Origin of the sequence: Agrococcus sp. TF02-05 (genome assembly GCF_017565345.1) — a bacterium.
GTDB classification, from domain to species: Bacteria; Actinomycetota; Actinomycetes; order Actinomycetales; family Microbacteriaceae; genus Agrococcus; species Agrococcus pavilionensis.
In genome coordinates this window covers 19,694-37,244 of the sequence record NZ_JAGEKO010000013.1, presented here as the reverse complement: position 1 = coordinate 37,244, position 17,551 = coordinate 19,694, and the positions used below count along the sequence as shown (strand labels likewise).

The 17,551-nt window shown below is 76.3% G+C and carries 9 protein-coding genes; 7 read left to right on the top strand and 2 right to left on the bottom strand.

Features of this window, described 5'->3' with window-relative positions; translation table 11 throughout:
- Window positions 1–67: 67 nt before the first annotated feature.
- The 7 genes from JQT67_RS12555 (at window position 68) to JQT67_RS12525 (ending at window position 15,100) form a co-directional block, all read left to right on the top strand.
- Window positions 68–910, top strand: coding sequence for a PP2C family serine/threonine-protein phosphatase (locus JQT67_RS12555; RefSeq protein WP_021011171.1), 843 nt, complete (start codon window positions 68–70; stop codon window positions 908–910).
- Entirely contained in the window at window positions 910–2,268 is a 1,359-nt protein-coding gene (locus tag JQT67_RS12550; protein WP_208065102.1) for a serine/threonine-protein kinase, read from the top strand. The genes JQT67_RS12555 and JQT67_RS12550 overlap by 1 nt, the downstream gene beginning before the upstream one ends.
- A 24-nt stretch (window positions 2,269–2,292) precedes the next feature.
- Complete coding sequence (locus tag JQT67_RS12545) at window positions 2,293–7,986, top strand: Ig-like domain-containing protein (RefSeq protein ID WP_208065101.1); 5,694 nt, start codon at window positions 2,293–2,295, stop codon at window positions 7,984–7,986.
- Between the two features lie 20 nt (window positions 7,987–8,006).
- Window positions 8,007–8,993: an AAA family ATPase gene (locus tag JQT67_RS12540; protein WP_374222137.1), complete on the top strand. Its 987-nt coding sequence runs from the start codon at window positions 8,007–8,009 to the stop codon at window positions 8,991–8,993.
- A gap of 2 nt (window positions 8,994–8,995) precedes the next feature.
- Complete coding sequence (locus JQT67_RS12535) at window positions 8,996–10,174, top strand: DUF58 domain-containing protein (RefSeq protein ID WP_208065099.1); 1,179 nt, start codon at window positions 8,996–8,998, stop codon at window positions 10,172–10,174.
- Window positions 10,171–12,324, top strand: a complete 2,154-nt coding sequence (locus JQT67_RS12530) for a transglutaminase family protein (RefSeq protein ID WP_208065098.1) — start codon at window positions 10,171–10,173, stop codon at window positions 12,322–12,324. Before JQT67_RS12535 ends, JQT67_RS12530 begins: the two co-directional genes overlap by 4 nt.
- A 70-nt stretch (window positions 12,325–12,394) precedes the next feature.
- On the top strand, window positions 12,395–15,100 hold the full coding sequence (locus tag JQT67_RS12525; protein WP_208065097.1) for an FtsK/SpoIIIE domain-containing protein: 2,706 nt from the start codon (window positions 12,395–12,397) through the stop codon (window positions 15,098–15,100).
- On the opposite strand, the gene ald is transcribed toward JQT67_RS12525, so the two are convergent.
- On the bottom strand, window positions 15,067–16,179 hold the full coding sequence (gene ald / locus JQT67_RS12520) for an alanine dehydrogenase (RefSeq protein WP_021011178.1): 1,113 nt from the start codon (window positions 16,177–16,179) through the stop codon (window positions 15,067–15,069). The genes JQT67_RS12525 and ald overlap by 34 nt on opposite strands.
- Window positions 16,179–17,510: an aminotransferase class III-fold pyridoxal phosphate-dependent enzyme gene (locus JQT67_RS12515; RefSeq protein WP_021011179.1), complete on the bottom strand. Its 1,332-nt coding sequence runs from the start codon at window positions 17,508–17,510 to the stop codon at window positions 16,179–16,181. Before JQT67_RS12515 ends, ald begins: the two co-directional genes overlap by 1 nt.
- Between the last annotated feature and the right edge of the window lie 41 nt (window positions 17,511–17,551).

Genomic DNA, 17,551 nt, shown 5'->3' with positions numbered 1-17,551 from the left:
CACCGGGCCCCGAGCCGCTGAGCGCCGGGTGCGAGGAGCGGGCGCGCGGCGTGGGAGACTGGAGGACGTGACCCACATCGGAGCGGCGAGCGGCGAGCACGCGACACAGGGCCCGGAGGCCCAGCAGTTCGCGGTGCGCTGGGCAGGCATGACCGACACCGGCTTCCGCCGCCAGCACAACGAGGACTCGCTCATCACGCAGCCGCCGGTCTTCGCGGTCGCCGACGGGATGGGCGGCCACTCGCACGGCGACCTCGCGAGCAAGGCGGTCGTCGAGCGGCTCGCCGACCTGCACGAGCTCGCGGCCGTCGAGCCGATCGATGTCGTCGACGCGCTCCGCCGCGCGACCGACGAGATCGAGCTCCTCGGCGTCGGCGAGGGCTCCGCGGGCACGACCGTCACCGGCTGCGCGTTCGCGCTGCACGAGGGCGCGCCGCACTTCGCGGTCTTCAACGTCGGCGACTCGCGCACCTACGCGATGCTCGGCGAGCGCCTCACGCGCATCACGGTCGACCACTCCGTCGTGCAGGAGCTCATCGACGCGGGCCTGCTCACCGAGGAGGAGGCCGAGACGCACCCCGAGGCGAACGTCGTCACTCGCGGCGTCGGCGCCGGCATCGACCCCGTGCCCGACTACTTCCTGCTGCCGATCATGCCGCAGCTCCGCCTCCTGGTGTGCTCCGACGGCCTCACGAAGGAAGTGCACGACGTCGACATCGAGCGCTTGCTGTGGGAGCACGACGACCCGGCGGCCGCCGCCCAGGCCCTCGTCGCCGCCGCCCTCGACTCGGGCGGGCGCGACAACGTCTCGGTGATCGTCATCGACGTGACGCGCGCGCCGAGCGTCGACGACGTCGACCGGACCGTGCCGCGCACGACGCTCCGCGACGAGGAGCCGCGGCGGTCCTGATGGCCAGGCGGCTCCCCTCCGCGCCGCCGGTGCTGCCCGGCTACTCGCACCTCCACGTGCTCGGCACGGGCGGGTACGCCGACGTCTTCCTCTACGAGCAAGCGCTGCCTCGGCGACCCGTCGCGGTCAAGGTGCTCCTCGCGGAGCTCGTCGACGAGGACGTGCGCCGCTCCTTCCGCACCGAGGTCAACCTCATGGGGCGACTCTCGTCGCACCCGAGCATCCTCACCGTCTACGGCGCCTCGGTCGCGAGCGACGGCCGCCCCTACCTCGTGATGGAGCTCGCGAACCCCGAGCTCGGCGAGCGGTTCCGCACCGAGCCGCTCGCGCCCGAGGCCGCGCTGCGGGTCGCGATCCGCATCGGGGCCGCGGTCGAGACCGCGCATCGCGCGGGGGTGCTGCACCGCGACATCAAGCCCGCGAACATCCTCACGACCTCGTTCGGGCACCCCGTGCTGAGCGACTTCGGCATCGCCGGCCTCCAGCACGACGCGAGCGAGGCCGCGGGCGTCTCGGTGCCGTGGGCGGCGCCCGAGGTGCTGCGCGGCGAGACGGGCGGCACGATCGCGACCGAGGTGTGGTCGCTCGCCGCGACCCTCTTCTCGCTCATCGCCGGCCGCAGCCCCGCCGAGCAGCCCGGCCGCGCCAACGACCACGCCGCGCTCTCGGAGCGCATCATCGCCCACGACCTGCTGCCCTCGCGCGCGATCCCCGCGGCGCTCCGACCCGTGCTCGACAAGGCGCTCGCCGCCCGGCCGGGCGACCGCCACGCGAGCGTCGAGGAGCTGCTGGGCGAGCTGCAGCGCGTGCAGCGCGAGCTCGGCTTCGAGGTGACGCCGATCGAGGTCGAGGTCGACGCGTGGGCCGCCGAGCCGATCGTCGACGATGACGTCGAGGAGGACTCGGATGCGCTGCGGCTGCGGCAGCGACGCTCGCGTCGCGCTCCCGGCATCACGGGCAGCCGCGTCGACATCTCGCAGTCGACCGGCCGACGCCAGCCGCCGAAGCCCAAGCGCTTCGTGATCGGGCTCGGCATCGCCGCCGCGAGCGCCGTCGTGCTCGGCATCATCACCGTCGCGGCGTTCGCGCTCTCGAGCGTCTCGTCGCAGATCCCGATCGTGCAGGACATCGCGGTGAGCCCCGAGCAGGGCCGGGTCGCGTTCGCGTGGGAGGACCCCGGCCTCGTCGACACCGACACGTACCACGTGCGCACCTCGACGGGCGATGCCGTCATCCAGGGCGGCCGCGAGTTCACGCTCACGGGCGCCGCGGGCGAGCGGCTCTGCATCTGGGTCGCCGTGAACCGCGACGGGTCGACGGGCGAGCCGAGCGAGGCGTGCGGGGAGCCGCTGCCGTGAGGGCGCGACGATGACGGAGCCGGCGTGAAGGCGCGGGCCGGCCTCGTCCTCGGCGGGCTGCTCACCGCCGGGATCGTCGCGGGCGCCGTGCTCGCGCCGGGCTACCAGGCGCTCGAGCCCGAGCTCGACGGCTCGAGCGTGTGGATCGCGAACGCGAGCGCCGGCGCGATCGGCCTCGCGAACACCGCCAACAGCACGATCGAGCGCACGGTGCAGGTCGGCGGGGTCGACGAGGTGCTGCAGACGCCGTCGGGCACCGTCGTCGTCGACCGCAGCGCGTCGACCGTGCGCGTCGTGCGCGAGGGCGCGGCGCAGGCCGGCCCCGCCGTGCCGATCGTCGCGGGCGCGGTCGTCGCCGCGCGCGACGACCGCGTCGTCATCACCTCGCCCGCGACGGGCGACGTGTGGCGCACGACGACGGGTGCGATCGCCGAGGGCACGCCCCTCGACGAGCCGGTCGTCGCGCTCGGCCGCGGCGGCGTCGCCGTGCTCGGCGAGGAGAGCCTGCTCGCCGCCTCCCCGGGCCTCGGCCGCGTGCTGCGCGTCGACGACGAGGGCGAGACGGTCGCGAGCGAGCGCGCCCCCGTCTCGCCCGCCGCGCCCGACCTGCAGCTCACCGCGCTCGGCGACGAGTGGGTGCTCTACGACGCGGGCTCCGGCGTGCTCTCGACGAGCTCGTGGCAGCGCTCCGTCGACGAGACGGGCGTGCGGCTCCAGGAACCGGGGCCAGCCGCATCCGCCGTGCTCTACGCGACCGACTCCGCGCTCGTGCGCCAGCAGCTCGGCGTGCCCGCCGCGACGACGCTCGCCTCGGGCGCGAGCGGCGAGCCCGCGAGGCCGGTCGTGGGCGACGGATGCGCCTTCGCGGCGTGGCAGGGCGGCACCGGCTGGCGATCGTGCGAGGGCGAGGAGCCCGTCGTCCTCGCGCTGCAGGGCGTGCCGCTCGACGCGAGCCTGCGGATCCTGCAGCGCGGGAGCGCGACCGCGGTGACGGACGTCGGTTCGGGCGACGCGTGGGCGATCGACCGCGACGGGCGCCGCATCACGGGCTGGCAGCTCGAGGACGACGAGCCCGCACCCGAGGCGCCGGTCGACGGCGAGGCCGTCGAGGAGACCGTCGAGGCCGCGCCCGAGCCGCCCGTCGCGGTGGACGACGAGCTCGGGGCGCGCGCAGGCGCGGTGACGGTGCTGCCGGTGCTGCTCAACGACAGCGATGCGAACGGCGACCCCATCCTCATCACCGACGTCGCGCTCGACCGGGACGACGCATCCGCCACCATCACCCCCGACGGGCGCGGCATCCGCTTCGAGGCGCCCGCGGCGGGCGTGACGCGCGTCGACTACCGCATCTCGGACGGCGCCGAGAGCGATCGCGCGGTCGCGACGGTGACGCTGCGGGAGGGCAACGAGCCGCCCGTGCTCGAGCGACCCGTGCGCGCGACGCTCGAGGCGGGCTCGACGATCGCCCTCGACGCGCTCGACGGCTGGGTCGATCCCGAGGGCGACGCGCTCGCGGTCGTCCGCGCCGAGGCAGCCGCCCCCGACCGCGTGAGCGTGCGCGCCGACGGGCGGCTCGAGTTCACCGACGGCGGCTCGGGCACCGAGCGCCGGGTGCTCGTGACGGTCACCGACGGCCAGGCGGAGGCGACCGAGGAGATCGTGCTGACCGTGCACGCCGGCGCCGTGCCGATCTCGGCGCAGCCCGTCACCGCCGTCACGCGCGTCGGCCAGCAGCTCGTGCTCGAGCCCCTCCTCGCCGCGCAGGGCGGCGCGGGCGAGCTGAGCCTCCACAACGTCGTCGCGCCGAACTACCCGGTCGAGCCGAGCTTCGCCGACGGCACGATCCTCGTGCGCCCGACCGACGCGGGCCTCATGCGCTTCTCCTACGTCGTCACCGACGGCACCGCGACGCAGGAGGGGCGCGTCGTCGTGCGGGTGCTCGAGGCGGCCGACGCGTCGAGCCCGCCCACCACGCTGCCCGCGCGCGCGGCACTCCCGGCGGCCGGCACCGTCGAGCTCGACGTCGACGACCTCGCGCTCGACCCCTCGGGCGGTGTGGTCGCGCTCACCGCGGTCGCGAGCGACGACACCGCTGTGCGCGCGGAGCTCGTCGACGCCGAGCAGCTGCGGCTCGCGCTCACCGACGAGCTCGTCGGCGAGGCGACCGTGCGCTACACCGTCACGAACGGCGTGCAGAGCGCCGAGGGCGAGCTGCGCGTCTCCGCGAGCGGCTCGGCCGCGCTGCAGGCGCCCATCGCTCGCGACGACGAGGTGACCGTGCGCCCCGGCGGGCTCGTCGAGATCCCGGTGCTCGTCAACGACGAGCAGCCCGACGGGCTCCCGCTCGAGCTCGATCCCGCGATCGTCGCGCCGCCCGAGGCCGGCCTGCTGTTCGTCGACGGCGACCGGATGCGGTTCGTCGCCCCCGACGAGCCCGGCACCTTCACGGCCGACTACGCCGTGCGCGGACCGGACGGCCAGTCGTCGACGGCCGGCATCACGATGCAGGTCGCCGAGGCGGCGCGCACGACGAACGCGGCGCCCGCCGCGCCGCCGATCGAGGCGCGGGTCGTCGCCGGCGCGACCGTCGACCTCGCGCTGCCGCTCTCGAACGCCGACCCGAACGGCGATCCCGTGCAGCTGCTCGGCCCCTCGACCGCGCCGACGCTCGGCTTCGTCACGCAGCTCGGGCGCTCGACCCTGCGCTACCAGGCGGGGGACTACTCGCGCGGCACCGACGAGTTCCGCTACCGCGTCACCGACGACCTCGGCGCGACCGGGGAGGGCGTCGTGCGGGTCATCGTCGTCGAGCCGGGGCCCGCGTTGCCGCCCGTCCTCGGCGCCGACTCGGCCGCGATGCGCCCCGACTCCACGCTCGTCGTGCCCGTGCTCGACAACGACCGCGACCCCGCGGGGCTCCCGCTCGAGATCGTCGACGTCGAGACCGCCTCCCCGGGCGCGACCGCGTCGATCCGCGACGGCGCCGTGCTCGTCTCGGCCGCGCCCGACGCATCCGACATCGGCATCGTCGTCACGGTCGAGAACTCCGCCGGCACCGCCGCGGCGAGCTGGCTGCGCATCGACGTCGACCCGGACGCGCCGCCGCCCGCGCCCGACGTCACCGACGTGCAGGTGCCCATCCAATCGATCGCCTCGGCCCAGGCGGTGCGCATCGACCCGCTCGCGCAGGCGACGGTGCGCGACGGCCGCGCCGACGCGCTGCGCGCGAGCCTCCCGCTGCCCGCCGAGGGCGTGGCGCTGCGCGACGACGGCTCGATCGAGATCGCGATCGCCGACCGCACGCGCTTCGTGCCGTTCACGGTCGAGCGCGACGACGCCGAGGGCGCGAGCGCGACGGCCGTCATCGCGGTGCCCGGGCGGGACGACGCGCTCCCGCAGCTCAAGCCCGGCGTCGCGCCGCTCGAGGCGCGCGCGGGGGAGACGCTCGAGATCGCGATCGACGACGTCGTCGACACGGTGGACGGCGACGGCGCGATGCTCACCGACGCGAGCGCCGTGCGCGCCGCGCCGACCGACGGCTCGAACCCCGTGATCGACGAGAAGACGCTGCGGTTCGTGCCCCAGCCTGGCTACTTCGGCCCGGCGAGCATCACGTTCGAGGTCACCGACGGTGAGAGCCCCACCGACCCCGACGGCAGGGTCGGCACGATCGTGCTGCCGATCGAGGTGCTGCCGGGCGATCGCGTGCCGCTCACGGTGCTCGGCTCCTTCGTGCAGCTCGAGCCCGGCACCGAGCGCTCGATCGACCTCGCCCGCATCACGCGCGCGCCGGATCCCGCCCGGATCGCGAGCGCCTCGTGGTCGATCCTCGACGACGTGCCCGCGGGCTTCCAAGCCGTGATCGACGGCTCGACCCTCACGGTGCGAGCGCTCGACCGCACCGACCGCGGCACGCGCGCCGACCTCCGCATCGGCGTGCGCGACGCCGCGGGCGAGGGCGTGCCCGGCACCGTCTCGCTCGCCGTCATCTCCACGACCGCGCCGCTCGTCGCGCCCGAGCCCGACGCCGTCACGGTGCAGCGCCGCTCGAGCGCCGAGGTGCAGCCGCTCGTGAACGACGAGGCGTCGAACCCGTTCCCCTCGACGCCGCTGCGGATCGGCGGCCTGCGCGTCACGGGCGCCGAGGAGCGCGGCATCACCGCGGTCGTCGACGGCTCGACGGTGCGCGTCTCGGCCTCGGCGACCGCGGCGATCGGCACGACGATCGTGCAGGTGCTCGTGCTCGACGCCGCGGGCGTGCCGGAGCGCGGCGTGTGGAGCCCCATCGCGGTGACGGTGCAGGACGTGCCGGATGCGCCCGCGCCGCCCGTGCAGGCGTTCGACGAGCACGTCGACGGGGTCGTGACGATGGCGATCGACCCGCCCGCGAGCAACGGCAGCCCCATCACGGGCTACCGCATCGTCGGCAGCGGCGTCGACGTCGCGTGCGGACCGACGCCCCGCTGCCGCCTCGAGGGCCTCCCGGCGGGCGTCGACCTGCGGCTGCAGGCGATCGCGACGAACGCGCTCGGCGACAGCCTCCCCTCCGACCCGTCGGAGCCCGTGCACGCCGATCGGCTGCCCGCGGTCGTGCCGGGCGTCCAGGCGACGCCCGCGAGCGCACCGGGCTCGGTGCGAGTCGTCTGGCAGGGCGTGCCGCAGCCGCCGGGCGGCACCCCCATCGAGGCGTACCTCGTGCGCGTCTCGGGATCGGGACTCGACCAGCTCGTGCGCGTCGGCCCCGCCGAGCGGCAGAGCGTCATCTCGGGGCTCACGCCCGGCCGCGCGTACTCGATCGAGGTGGCGGCCGCGAACCGCGCGGGCGTGCCCGACACCGCCTGGCGCTGGCCAGCAGCGCCGGTGCCGTTCACGGCCGTCGGCCTGCCGGGCACGACGCCCGTGCTCGTGACGGGCCACGACGGCGGGAGCGTCACCGTGCGGTGGGCGGCGGTCGACCCCGCGGGCGCGGCCGCCGTGCGCTACGCCGCTCGCGTCGTGCCCGTCGGGGAGCGGCCCTCGTGCTCGAGCGCGGGCGGCGGCAGCCCCGCCGGCTCCACGGCCCTCTCGGCGACGCTCCCGGTCGCGGCCGGGTCCCGCTCGGTCGTCGCCGTCACCGCCGACAACGGCTGGCACTGCTCGGTCTCCGTCTCGGATCCCGTCTTCGGCACGCCCGCGCCCGTCGACGCATCCGCCGTCGCCGTCGCCACCGAGGTGCGCGAGGACGCCCTCGACGCGAGGCTCGAGCGGGCACCGACGCTCGCGAGCGGCACGTGGCTCGAGGCGCGCGTCGCGGGCGGCCCGTGGCAGCGGGCGCAAGCGGGCACGTGGCTCACGCCCTCGAGCGCCGCGTTCCAGTACGGCGAGCAGGTCGGCGTCGACGTGCGCGCGTGCGCGCCGGGCGCGACCCAGGGCGTGTGCTCCGCGGCGACGACCGTCGGCCAGGTCGTGCCGCTGCGGCTGAGCGCGACGATCGAGGCCTGCCGCCCGCTCGTGCCGCTCGAGGCGAGCGTCGAGGGCAACGCGTCGCCGCTCGCGCAGGACGAGGTCTTCGCGGTGTACATGGTGCGGGGCGTCTGGATGGACGAGGACGATCGGGTCCCTGCGAGCGAGCCGGTGCCCGCGGGGGCGACGCGAGTGCGCGCGTGGGGCCAAGTAACCTATCCGGAGTCCGGGCCCCACAGGGATCCGTCGCCGACCGAGGCGGGATGCGGGCTGTGACCGACAGGGAGGAGCCCACGGTGTTGGACGCGAGGACGGACGCGAGCGCGGTCGACGCGGGCGTCGACGTCTCGACCATCCAGGAGCTCGCCGAGCGCGTCGTCGAGCAGGTCGAGCGCGTGCTCGTCGGCAAGCCGCACGTCGTGCAGCTCTCGCTCACCGCGATGCTGAGCAACGGGCACCTGCTGATCGAGGACAACCCCGGCACCGGCAAGACGTCGCTCGCCCGCGCGCTCGCGACGGCGATCTCGGGGACGTCGAACCGCATCCAGTTCACCCCCGACCTGCTGCCGGGCGACATCACGGGCGTGAGCGTGTGGAACCAGCGCTCGGGGGAGTTCGAGTACCGGCGCGGCCCCGTGTTCGCCAACGTCGTGCTCGCCGACGAGATCAACCGCGCGAGCCCGAAGACGCAGTCGGCGCTGCTCGAGGTGATGCAGGAGGGGCAGGTCACGGTCGACGGGACCGCGCACGCCGTGCCGCAGCCGTTCATGGTCATCGCGACGCAGAACCCGGTCGAGCACGCCGGCACCTACCAGCTGCCGGAGGCGCAGCTCGACCGCTTCGCGCTCAAGGCGTCGATCGGCTACCCCGACCACGCGTCGACCCTGCGGATCCTCGCCGACTCGGGCGACGAGCTCTCGCCCGAGGAGATCGAGCCCGTCGCCGACGTGCACCTCGTGCAGGCGCTCGCGCGCCAGGTGCGCGGCGTCCACGTCGAGGCGTCGATCGTCGACTACGTCGCGCGGCTCGTCGACGCGACGCGCGAGGCCGACGAGGTGCGCCTGGGCGTCTCGGTGCGCGGCGCGCTCGCGCTCATGCGGACGGCGCGCGCGTGGGCGGCGATCCACGGCCGCGACTACGTGACCCCCGACGACGTCAAGGCGCTCGCCGTGCCGGCGCTCGCGCACCGCCTCGTGCTGCAGCCGGAGGCGGAGTTCGACGACGTCCGGCCCGAGAGCATCGTGCAGCAGCTCATGCTCACCGTGGCGCCGCCCAGGCGCTGACGATGCGCTGGCTCGACGCCGCCCTGCGCGCCATCACCCCGTGGGGCTGGGCGCTGCTCGCGGTCGTCGCGCTCGGCGTCTTCCTCGCGCGCTCGCTCGGCTGGGCGGAGGCGCTCGTCTCCGCCGTCGCGGCGGCGACGCTGCTCGTCGGCGCGATCCCGTGGATCGTCGGCGAGCGCTGGGCGCGCGCCCGCATCGGCTTGAGCGCCGAGCGCGTGCCGGTCGGCGCCGACGCGCTCGCGCTCGTCGAGGTGTCGCGCCCGACCCGCGCCGCGACGCCGCGCCAGATCGACCTCGACATCGGCGACGAGGAGGCTGTGCTCGAGATCCCCTCGCTCGGCGTCGGCGGCAAGGTGCTGCGCTCGGTGCCGCTCGACACGAGCCGCCGCGGGCTGCGCACGATCGGGCCCGCGACGATCATGCGCACCGACCCCTTCGGCGTGCTCGAGCGCCGCCACCGGCTCACCGAGACGCGCACGCTCGTCGTGCACCCGCGCGTCGTGCGGCTGCCGGGCGGCGCGGGCGGCATCGTGCGCGACCTTGAGGGCGAGGCCGCCGCCGAGCGCACCGCCGACGACGTGTCGTTCCACAGCCTGCGCGAGTACGCGCCGGGCGACGACCGACGGCTCGTGCACTGGCGCTCGAGCGCGCGCCACGGCTCGCTGCTCGTGCGGCAGTTCGAGCCCTCGCGCCGCGCCGACACGCTCATCGTGCTCTCGACGGACCCGCGCGAGTACGACGGCGACGACTTCGAGCTCGCGCTCTCGATCGTCGGCACCCTCGGCCTCGCCGCGATCGCCGACCGCCGCTCGCTCCGCGTCGTCGAGAGCCCGCGCGCCGAGCGGAGCGCCGTGCGGCCGATCGACGCCGCGACGCGCGACCGGCTGCTCGACGCGCTCGCGGTGCTCGAGCCGCGCGGCGGCGTCGGCATCGCCGCCGCGGCGCGCGCGTCGCGCAGCACCGCGCGCGGCAGCGTCGCGTGGCTCGTGACCGGGTCGACCGTGCCGCCGCGCGAGCTCCGCACCGCCGCGAACGGCATGCCCGAGGGCGTCGTCTCGGTCGTCGTGCGCGCGGCGGTCGGCGCGGTGCCGACGCGGGCGCGGCTCGGCGACGCCGACGTCGCGACCGTCGGCGCGATCGAGGATCTCTCGCGCGGCATCGGCGACGCGGGGCGAGCATGATCCGCCGCGCGCCGAGCGTCGGCCTGCTCATGCTCGCGATCGCGGCCGCGTGCGTGCCGATGTGGTGGATCTTCGGCACCCTGCAGCTCGTCGTCGCGGTCTCGGTCGCGCTGCTCGTCGGCGCCGGCATCGGCGTCCTCGGCGCGGTGCGCCGCTGGGGATCGCTGTCGATGCTGCTCGTCGCGCTCGTCGCGCTCGCCGTGCTCGCCGTGCCGCTCACCGCCCCGCAGCGCATCGGGCGAGGCGAGTGGGGCGAGGGGCTCATCGACGCCGCGGCGGCGACGGTGCTCTCGTGGCGCCGCCTGCTGACGATCGGGCTCCCCGTCGGCACGAGCGACGCCCTCCTCATGGCGCCCGTGCTGCTCGTGCTCTTCGGCACCCTCATCGGCGTGTGGATCGCGCTGCGCTCGCGCTCGGCCGAGTCGGCCGCGCTCGTGCCCGCGGTGATCGGCGTGTGGGCGATCCTCTGGGGACCGCTCGCGATGCCCGTCCCGTGGCTGCTCGGCATGATCGCGCTCGTGCCGATCGGGGCGTACATCACCGTCGTGCGGCAAGCGCGGCGCCGCAGCCGCGCGCCGCGCGCGCTCTCGTCGCTCGCTCGGCGCGTCGGCGCGGGCGTCGCGGTCGCGCTCGTCGCCGCGCTCGCGGCGGGCACGGCGGGCGCGCTCGTGGAGCTGCCCGAGCGCGTCGTGCTGCGCGGCGGGAGCACGTCGTCCGTCGAGCTGCCCGGGGCATCGCCGATGGCCGCCTACCGCTCGTTCTGGGCCGAGGATCGGCGCGGTGCCCGCCAGCTCACCGCCACGGGCCTCGTGCCGGGGGACCGCATCCGCATCGCCGCCCTCGACGGCTACGACGGCGAGGTGCTCTCCGTCGAGCGCGCCGGCTTCGAGCGCGTCGCGAGCGCCGAGGAGGGCAGCGGCCGGCTCGTCGGCATCACGGTCGGCGAGCTCTCGACGCCCTGGCTGCCGACCGTCGGCGTGCCCACGGGCGTGCGCTTCGTCGGCGAGCGCGCCGAGCGGCTCGGCTCGACGCTCCACCGCGATCGCGACCTGCGCACGCTCATCGTCGAGGCCGGGCTGCGACCGGGCGACGGCTTCCAGATGCAGGTCGAGCAGGGTGCCCCGGTCGTGCCGCCCGAGCAGGTGGCCGAGCTCGTCCCTGCCGATCCCGCGCGCGCCGCGATCGAGCTGCCGGAGGAGATGCTCACCGCGCTCGCCGCGTGGACGGGCGACGCCGAGACCCCGGGTGCGCGCCTGCACGCGATGGTCGAGGGCATGCGCGCGAGCGGTTACATCAGCCACGGCGTGCTCGAGGACGAGGCGCCATCGCGGCCGGGCCACTCCCTCGAGCGGCTCGCGGAGCTCTTCACCGAGCCGATGATCGGCGATGCCGAGCAGTACTCGACCGCGGCGATGCTCCTCGCGCGCCAGCTCGGCTTCGACGCGCGCGTCGTCGTGGGCTTCACGCCCGATGCCGTGCAGCCCGGGCAGCCGACGCCCGTCGTCGGCGCCGACGCGGATGCGTGGATGGAGGTGCGCACGCCGGCCGGCTGGGTCGCCATCGACGTCTCGCCCGCCCCGCGGCCGATCCCCGAGCAGGAGCAGGGCGCGCCGGCGATCGTCGAGCAGCCGCCCGCCCAGCAGGCGCCCGCGCCCGCGCCGGGCGGGCAGCGGCAGGGCGCCGACCCCGCCGCGCCGAACGCGCCCGAGCGGAGCGAGGACGGCGCCTCGCGGCTGCTCGCCGCGCTCGGCGCCGCGGCCGCCGTGCTCGGGCTCCTCGCGCTCGTCGCCGCGCTGCCCGTCGGGCTCGTGGTCGCGAAGGTCGTGCGCCGACGGCGCCGCCGCCGCGCCGACGAGCCGCGCGATCGCGCCGAGGGCGCGTGGGCGGAGGTCGTCGACGGACTCCGCGATCGCGGCGATGCGGCGCCCGAGGGCGGCACACGGCTCGAGCAAGCGGGGGACGACGACCGGATGCGCGAGCTCGCGCACCGCGTGGACCGCGCGGTGTTCGCACCGAGGCCGCCGAGCGAGCCCGAGGTCGACGCCGCGTGGGCGCTGAGCGATGCGGTGCTCGAGCGCCGCGATGAGGGGGAGGGGCGGCTGCGGCCGCTGCTCGCGCGGCTCAACCCGGCATCGCTCGTGCGGCGCTAGCGCGGAGCGGTCTCCACAGCCGCCCCGCGCGGCGGTGCGCGGTCGCGGCCCCGCGCGGCACCCTGCCGCCATGGAGTCGCGCATCGACCTCCCGCGCCCGCCCGCCGAGCCGGAGCCCGCGTCGTTCCCGCTGCTCGCGAGCCTCGCTCCGGTGCTCGGGGCCGTGGCCATGTGGCTGCTGCTGCAGACGCCCACCGTGCTCGTGCTCGCGCTGCTCGGCCCGGTGATCGCGCTCGCGAGCCTCGGCGACGGCAGGCGCGTGCGGCGCGCGCGGTCGCGCCGCGAGGAGGCGCGCTGGCGCGCGGAGATCGCGGATGCCGCGGAGCGCATCGACCGGGCGGTCGGGGAGCGGCGGCGCGAGCTCGAGGCCGCGCACCCCGACGCGCGACGGGTCGCGGCGCGGCCGCCGCACGACCCGCACCGCTGGCGCCGCTCGCGCGGGGCGCCGCTCGACGTCGTGCTCGGCATCGGTGCGCTGCCCTCGGGGATCGTCGTCGAGGGCGCGGTCCCCACGCGCGACCCCGCGGTGCTGCGGCTCGGCGCTGCCGAGGAGGTGACTCGGCTGCGCTCGGCCGCGGCGGTCGTCGAGGGGCCGGTGACGGTCGACGCGCGCGACGGGATCGGCTTCGTCGGCCCGCCCGCGATCGCGGTCGCGCTCGCGCGCGCCGCGCTCGTGCAGGTGCTCGACGTCGTCGCGCCCGACGAGGCGGAGGTCATCGCGCCCGACGGCGAGGCGTGGGACTGGCTCGCGCCCCTCCCGCACCCCGTGCACCGGGAGCCGGGCGGGCACGTGCGGGTCGTCGGCGACGACGTCGACGTCACGATCGCGACCGCGCTCGCGCCGGCGCTCCTGCCGCGCGAGTGCCGCGTCGTGGTGCGGGCCGCGCTCGACGCCGCTCGGCTCGCGGGCCGCGAGCTCGCGCCGACGGCGCTCAGCGAGCGGGAGGCGGCGAGCGCCGCCCGCTCGCTCGCGCTCGCCGCCGAGCACGCGGGGCTCCGGCGCGCCGGCGGGCTCCCCGCCCGCGTCGACCTCGACGCGCTGCCGACGGGGGAGCGCGGCCTCGAGGCGGTCTTCCTCGTCGCCGGCGCCCCGGTGGTGCTCGACCTCGTGCGCGACGGGCCGCACGCGGTCGTCGGCGGCACGACCGGCGCAGGCAAGAGCGAGCTGCTCGTCGCGTGGGTCGCGGCGATGGCGGCAGGCCGCTCGACCGAGGAGGTGTCGTTCCTGCTCGTCGACTTCAAGGGCGGCGCGTCCTTCACGGCGCTGCAGGCGCTCGCGCACGTCGTCGGCGTCATGACCGATCTCGACGAGGCGGGCGCGCGACGGGCGATCGAGAGCCTCCGCGCCGAGCTGCGGCGGCGCGAGCGCGCGCTCGCCGAGCGGGGCGCGCGCTCGATCGAGGAGGCGACCGGGCTGCCGCGCCTCGTGATCGTCGTCGACGAGTTCGCCGCGATGCTCGACGAGCTGCCCGACCTGCACCGGCTCTTCGTCGACCTCGCGGCGCGGGGACGCTCGCTCGGCGTGCACCTCGTGCTGTGCACGCAGCGACCGGCCGACGCGGTGCGCGACGCGCTGCTCGCGAACTGCGGCATCCGCATCTCGCTGCGCGTCACCTCCGAGGCCGACGCCGTCGCGGTGACCGGGAGTCCGGAGGCGGCGGCGATCCCGCTCGAGGCGCGCGGGCGATGCGTCGTGCGCGTGAGCGGCGGCGCCACCCGGCTCGCGCAAGCCGCGCTCGCGTCGCCCGCGCTCCTGCAGCGGCTCGTGTCGGCGGCCGCGGCGATGCCGAGGCCGCCGCGGCCGTGGCGCGAGCCGCTCCCGGCCCGCGTGCGGCTCACCGACGTGCCGCTCGCGAGCGCGGCCGGCGGCGGCGAGGGCGCCGGCGATCGCACGGTGCGGCTCGGCCTCGTCGACCGGCCGGCGCGGCAGGCGGTCGAGCCCGTGCGGTGGCGGCCGGCGGTGGACGGTCCGCTGCTCGCGATCGGGGGTGCGGGCAGCGGCCGCTCGAGCCTCGCCGACCTCATCGCGGGCCAGCTCGGCGTCGCGGTCATCGATCGGGAGGACGCGCTGTGGGACGCGCTCGAGGAGGCCGGGGCACCCGGAGCGCACAGCGCGCTCGTCGTCGACGACCTCGACCTGCAGCTCGCTCGGCTCGGCGAGGCGCAGCAAGCGGTCGCGGTGCAGCTGCTGCTGCGCCGCATGCGCGAGGGCGCCGCCGTCGCGCTCACCGCGCGGCGCGTCTCGAGCGCGATGAGCCAGGTCGCCGCGCTCGCCGAGTGGCTGGTGCTGCTGCGGATCGCGAGCCGGCAGGAGCACGTCGTCGCGGGCGGCGCCGGCGCGCTGCACGACGCCGGGCTGCCGCCCGGCGCGGGCTGGCTCGCCGACGAGCGCATCCAGCTCGCGCTGCCCGACGCGCCGGCGCCGCGGCGAGCGCCCGCGACCGTGCCGATGCCGCAGGGGCCGCTCGCCGTCGTGCTGGGAGCGGGAGCCGCGCTGCCGGCCTCGCTCGCGGGCGCCGCGCGACCTGCCGTCGGCGCGACCGCGACCGCGGTCGTCGGCTCGGTCGCCGAGTGGGAGGCGGCGTGGGGCGAGCTCGACCGGCTCCGCGCCGAGCGTCCCGTGGTCGTGCTCGGCGTCGAGGAGCGGGCGCTCCGGCAGGTGCTGCGGCACGCGCCGCCCGCGCCGCCGATGCGCGAAGCGCCCGCCTGGCTGCTCCAGGGCGGGCGCTTCGCGAGGCTGCGCTATCCGAGCAGCGACGCCACCGATGCTGCCTGAAGGCCGAGGGCCGAGGCGACGCCCTCGTGCGCCACCCGTCCGCCCGTGGTGTTGAGGCCCGCCGCGAGACCGGCGTCCGCCTGCAGGGCGTCGCGCCAGCCGAGGTCGGCGAGCCGCAGCGTCGCCGCGAGCGTCGCGTTCGTGAGCGCCTCCGTCGACGTGCGCGGCACGGCACCGGGCAGGTTCGCGACGCACGCGAACACGGTGCCGTGCACGTCGAACGTCGGGTCGCCGTGCGTCGTCGGCCGGGAGTCGGCGAAGCACCCGCCCTGGTCGATCGCGATGTCGACGAGCACCGAGCCGGGACGCATCCGCTCGACGAGCTCGCTCGAGACGAGCTTCGGCGCCTTCGCGCCCGGGATGAGCACCGAGCCGATCACGAGGTCGGCGTCGACGACGGCCTGCTCGACCGTCACGCGGTTGGAGTGCAGCGTCTGCACGCGCCCGCCGTAGATCGCGTCGAACTGGCGCAGTCGCGGGAGCGAGACGTCGAGCACCGTGACGCGCGAGCCGAGCCCGACGGCCATCTCGACCGCCGCGGTGCCGGCGACGCCGCCGCCGAGCACGACCGTGTGCCCCGAGCGCGTGCCGGGCACGCCGCCGAGCAGCAGCCCGGCGCCGCCCTGCGGCGCGGTGAGCAGCGAGGCGCCCTGCACGACCGAGAGCCGGCCGGCGACCTCGCTCATCGGGGCGAGCATCGGCAGCGAGCCGTCGGGTCCGCGCACCGTCTCGTAGGCGATCGCGGTCGTGCCGCGATCGAGCAGCGCCTGCGCGAGCTCGGGCGCCGCCGCGAGGTGGAGGTAGGCGAAGAGCGTCAGGTCGTCGCGCAGGAGGTCGAGCTCCGGCCCGACGGGCTCCTTGACCTTGAGCACGAGCTGCGCGCTCCAGGCCTCCTCGGCCGTCGCGACGATGCGCGCGCCGGCCGCCTCGAACGCCTCGTCCGCGATGCCGCTGCCGACGCCCGCGCCCGACTCGACGAGCACCTCGTGGCCGCGCGCGACGAGCTCCGTCGCGCCGGTGGCGGTGAGCGCGACCCGCGCCTCGTCGGTCTTGATCTCGCGCGGGACGCCGATGAGCATCAGGCGGCCTTCGTGCTCGCGATCGCGCGATCGATGACGTCGACCGCCTCGCGCAGCTGGTCGTCGGTGATCGCGAGGCTCGGCAGGAACCGCAGCACGTTGTAGTCGGTGCCGGCGGTGAGCACGAGCACGCCGTCCTCGCCGCACGCCTTCGAGATGGGCGCGGCGGGCACGGGGGCGCCCGTCGCGGGGTCGACGAGCTCGATCGCGAGCATCGCGCCGCGGCCGCGCACCTCGATGATCTCCTCGTGGCGCTCGGCGAGCTCGTCGAGCAGCGGGCGCAGCACGCGCTCGACCCGCTGGGCCTGCGCGTTGAGGTCGTGCTCCTCGATCTGCTCGAAGACGGCGACCGCCGCGGCGCACGAGACGGGATTGCCGCCGAAGGTGCCGCCGATGCCGCCGGTGTGCACGGAGTCCATGATCTCGGCGCGGCCGGTGACGCCCGCGAGCGGCATGCCGCCCGCGATGCCCTTGGCGGAGAGCACCATGTCGGGCTCCCAGCCGAACAGCGACGACGCGAAGGTCGCGCCGGTGCGCGAGATGCCCGACTGCACCTCGTCGGCGATCATGACGACGCCGTTCGCGGTGCACCACTCCTGCATCGCGGGCAGGTAGCCGTCGGCGGGCACGATGAAGCCGCCCTCGCCCTGGATGGGCTCGATCACGAGGCACGCGAGGTCGGAGACGCCGACGTGCTTCTCGAGGTAGTACTGCGTGCGCTCGGCCGCCTCGGCGCCGTCGAGCCCGTCGTGCAGCGGGTAGGAGCCCGGGGCGTGGAAGATGTCGGAGGCGAGCGGACCCATGCCCGTCGCGTACGGCGCGGGCTTGAAGTTCATCGTCATCGTGAGGTTCGTGCGGCCGTGATAGCCGTGCTCCACGACGGCGACCGCGCGGCGGCCGGTGAACTTGCGCGCGATCTTCACGCCGTTCTCGACGGCCTCCGAGCCGGAGTTGACGAAGAAGGTCTTCTTCGCGAAGTCGCCGGGGGTGTGCTTCGCGAGGTACTCGGCGACGCGCACGTAGGGCTCGTAGGGCGTCGTGCCGAAGAGCGAGTGGGTGAGCTTGCCGACCTGCTCGCGCACCGCGGCGACGACCGCGTCGTTCGTGTGGCCGATCGTCGTCACGCCGATGCCGCAGCCGAGGTCGATGAAGCGGTTGCCGTCGACGTCGGTGATGATCGCGTCATGCGCCTCAGCGATGAACACGGGCAGCTGGTGGGGGATGCCCTGGGGGACGGCGGCCGCCTTCCGCTCGAGGAGCGCGCGGCTGTTCGGGCCGGGGATCTCCGTGACGATCGAGCGGGAGGGCGCGGTGGCGACGGTGTCAGTCATGCCGCCGATCCTACGCCTGAGCGCGCGCGAGCGGGCGCTCC

Coding starts and splice junctions, on each gene's coding strand:
- JQT67_RS12550 (WP_208065102.1), top strand. CDS start 910: ATGGCCAGGCGGCTCCCCTCCGCGCCGCCGGTGCTGCCCGGCTACTCG.
- JQT67_RS12535 (WP_208065099.1), top strand. CDS start 8,996: ATGCGCTGGCTCGACGCCGCCCTGCGCGCCATCACCCCGTGGGGCTGG.
- JQT67_RS12530 (WP_208065098.1), top strand. CDS start 10,171: ATGATCCGCCGCGCGCCGAGCGTCGGCCTGCTCATGCTCGCGATCGCG.
- JQT67_RS12525 (WP_208065097.1), top strand. CDS start 12,395: ATGGAGTCGCGCATCGACCTCCCGCGCCCGCCCGCCGAGCCGGAGCCC.
- ald (WP_021011178.1), bottom strand. CDS start 16,179: ATGCTCATCGGCGTCCCGCGCGAGATCAAGACCGACGAGGCGCGGGTC.
- JQT67_RS12515 (WP_021011179.1), bottom strand. CDS start 17,510: ATGACTGACACCGTCGCCACCGCGCCCTCCCGCTCGATCGTCACGGAG.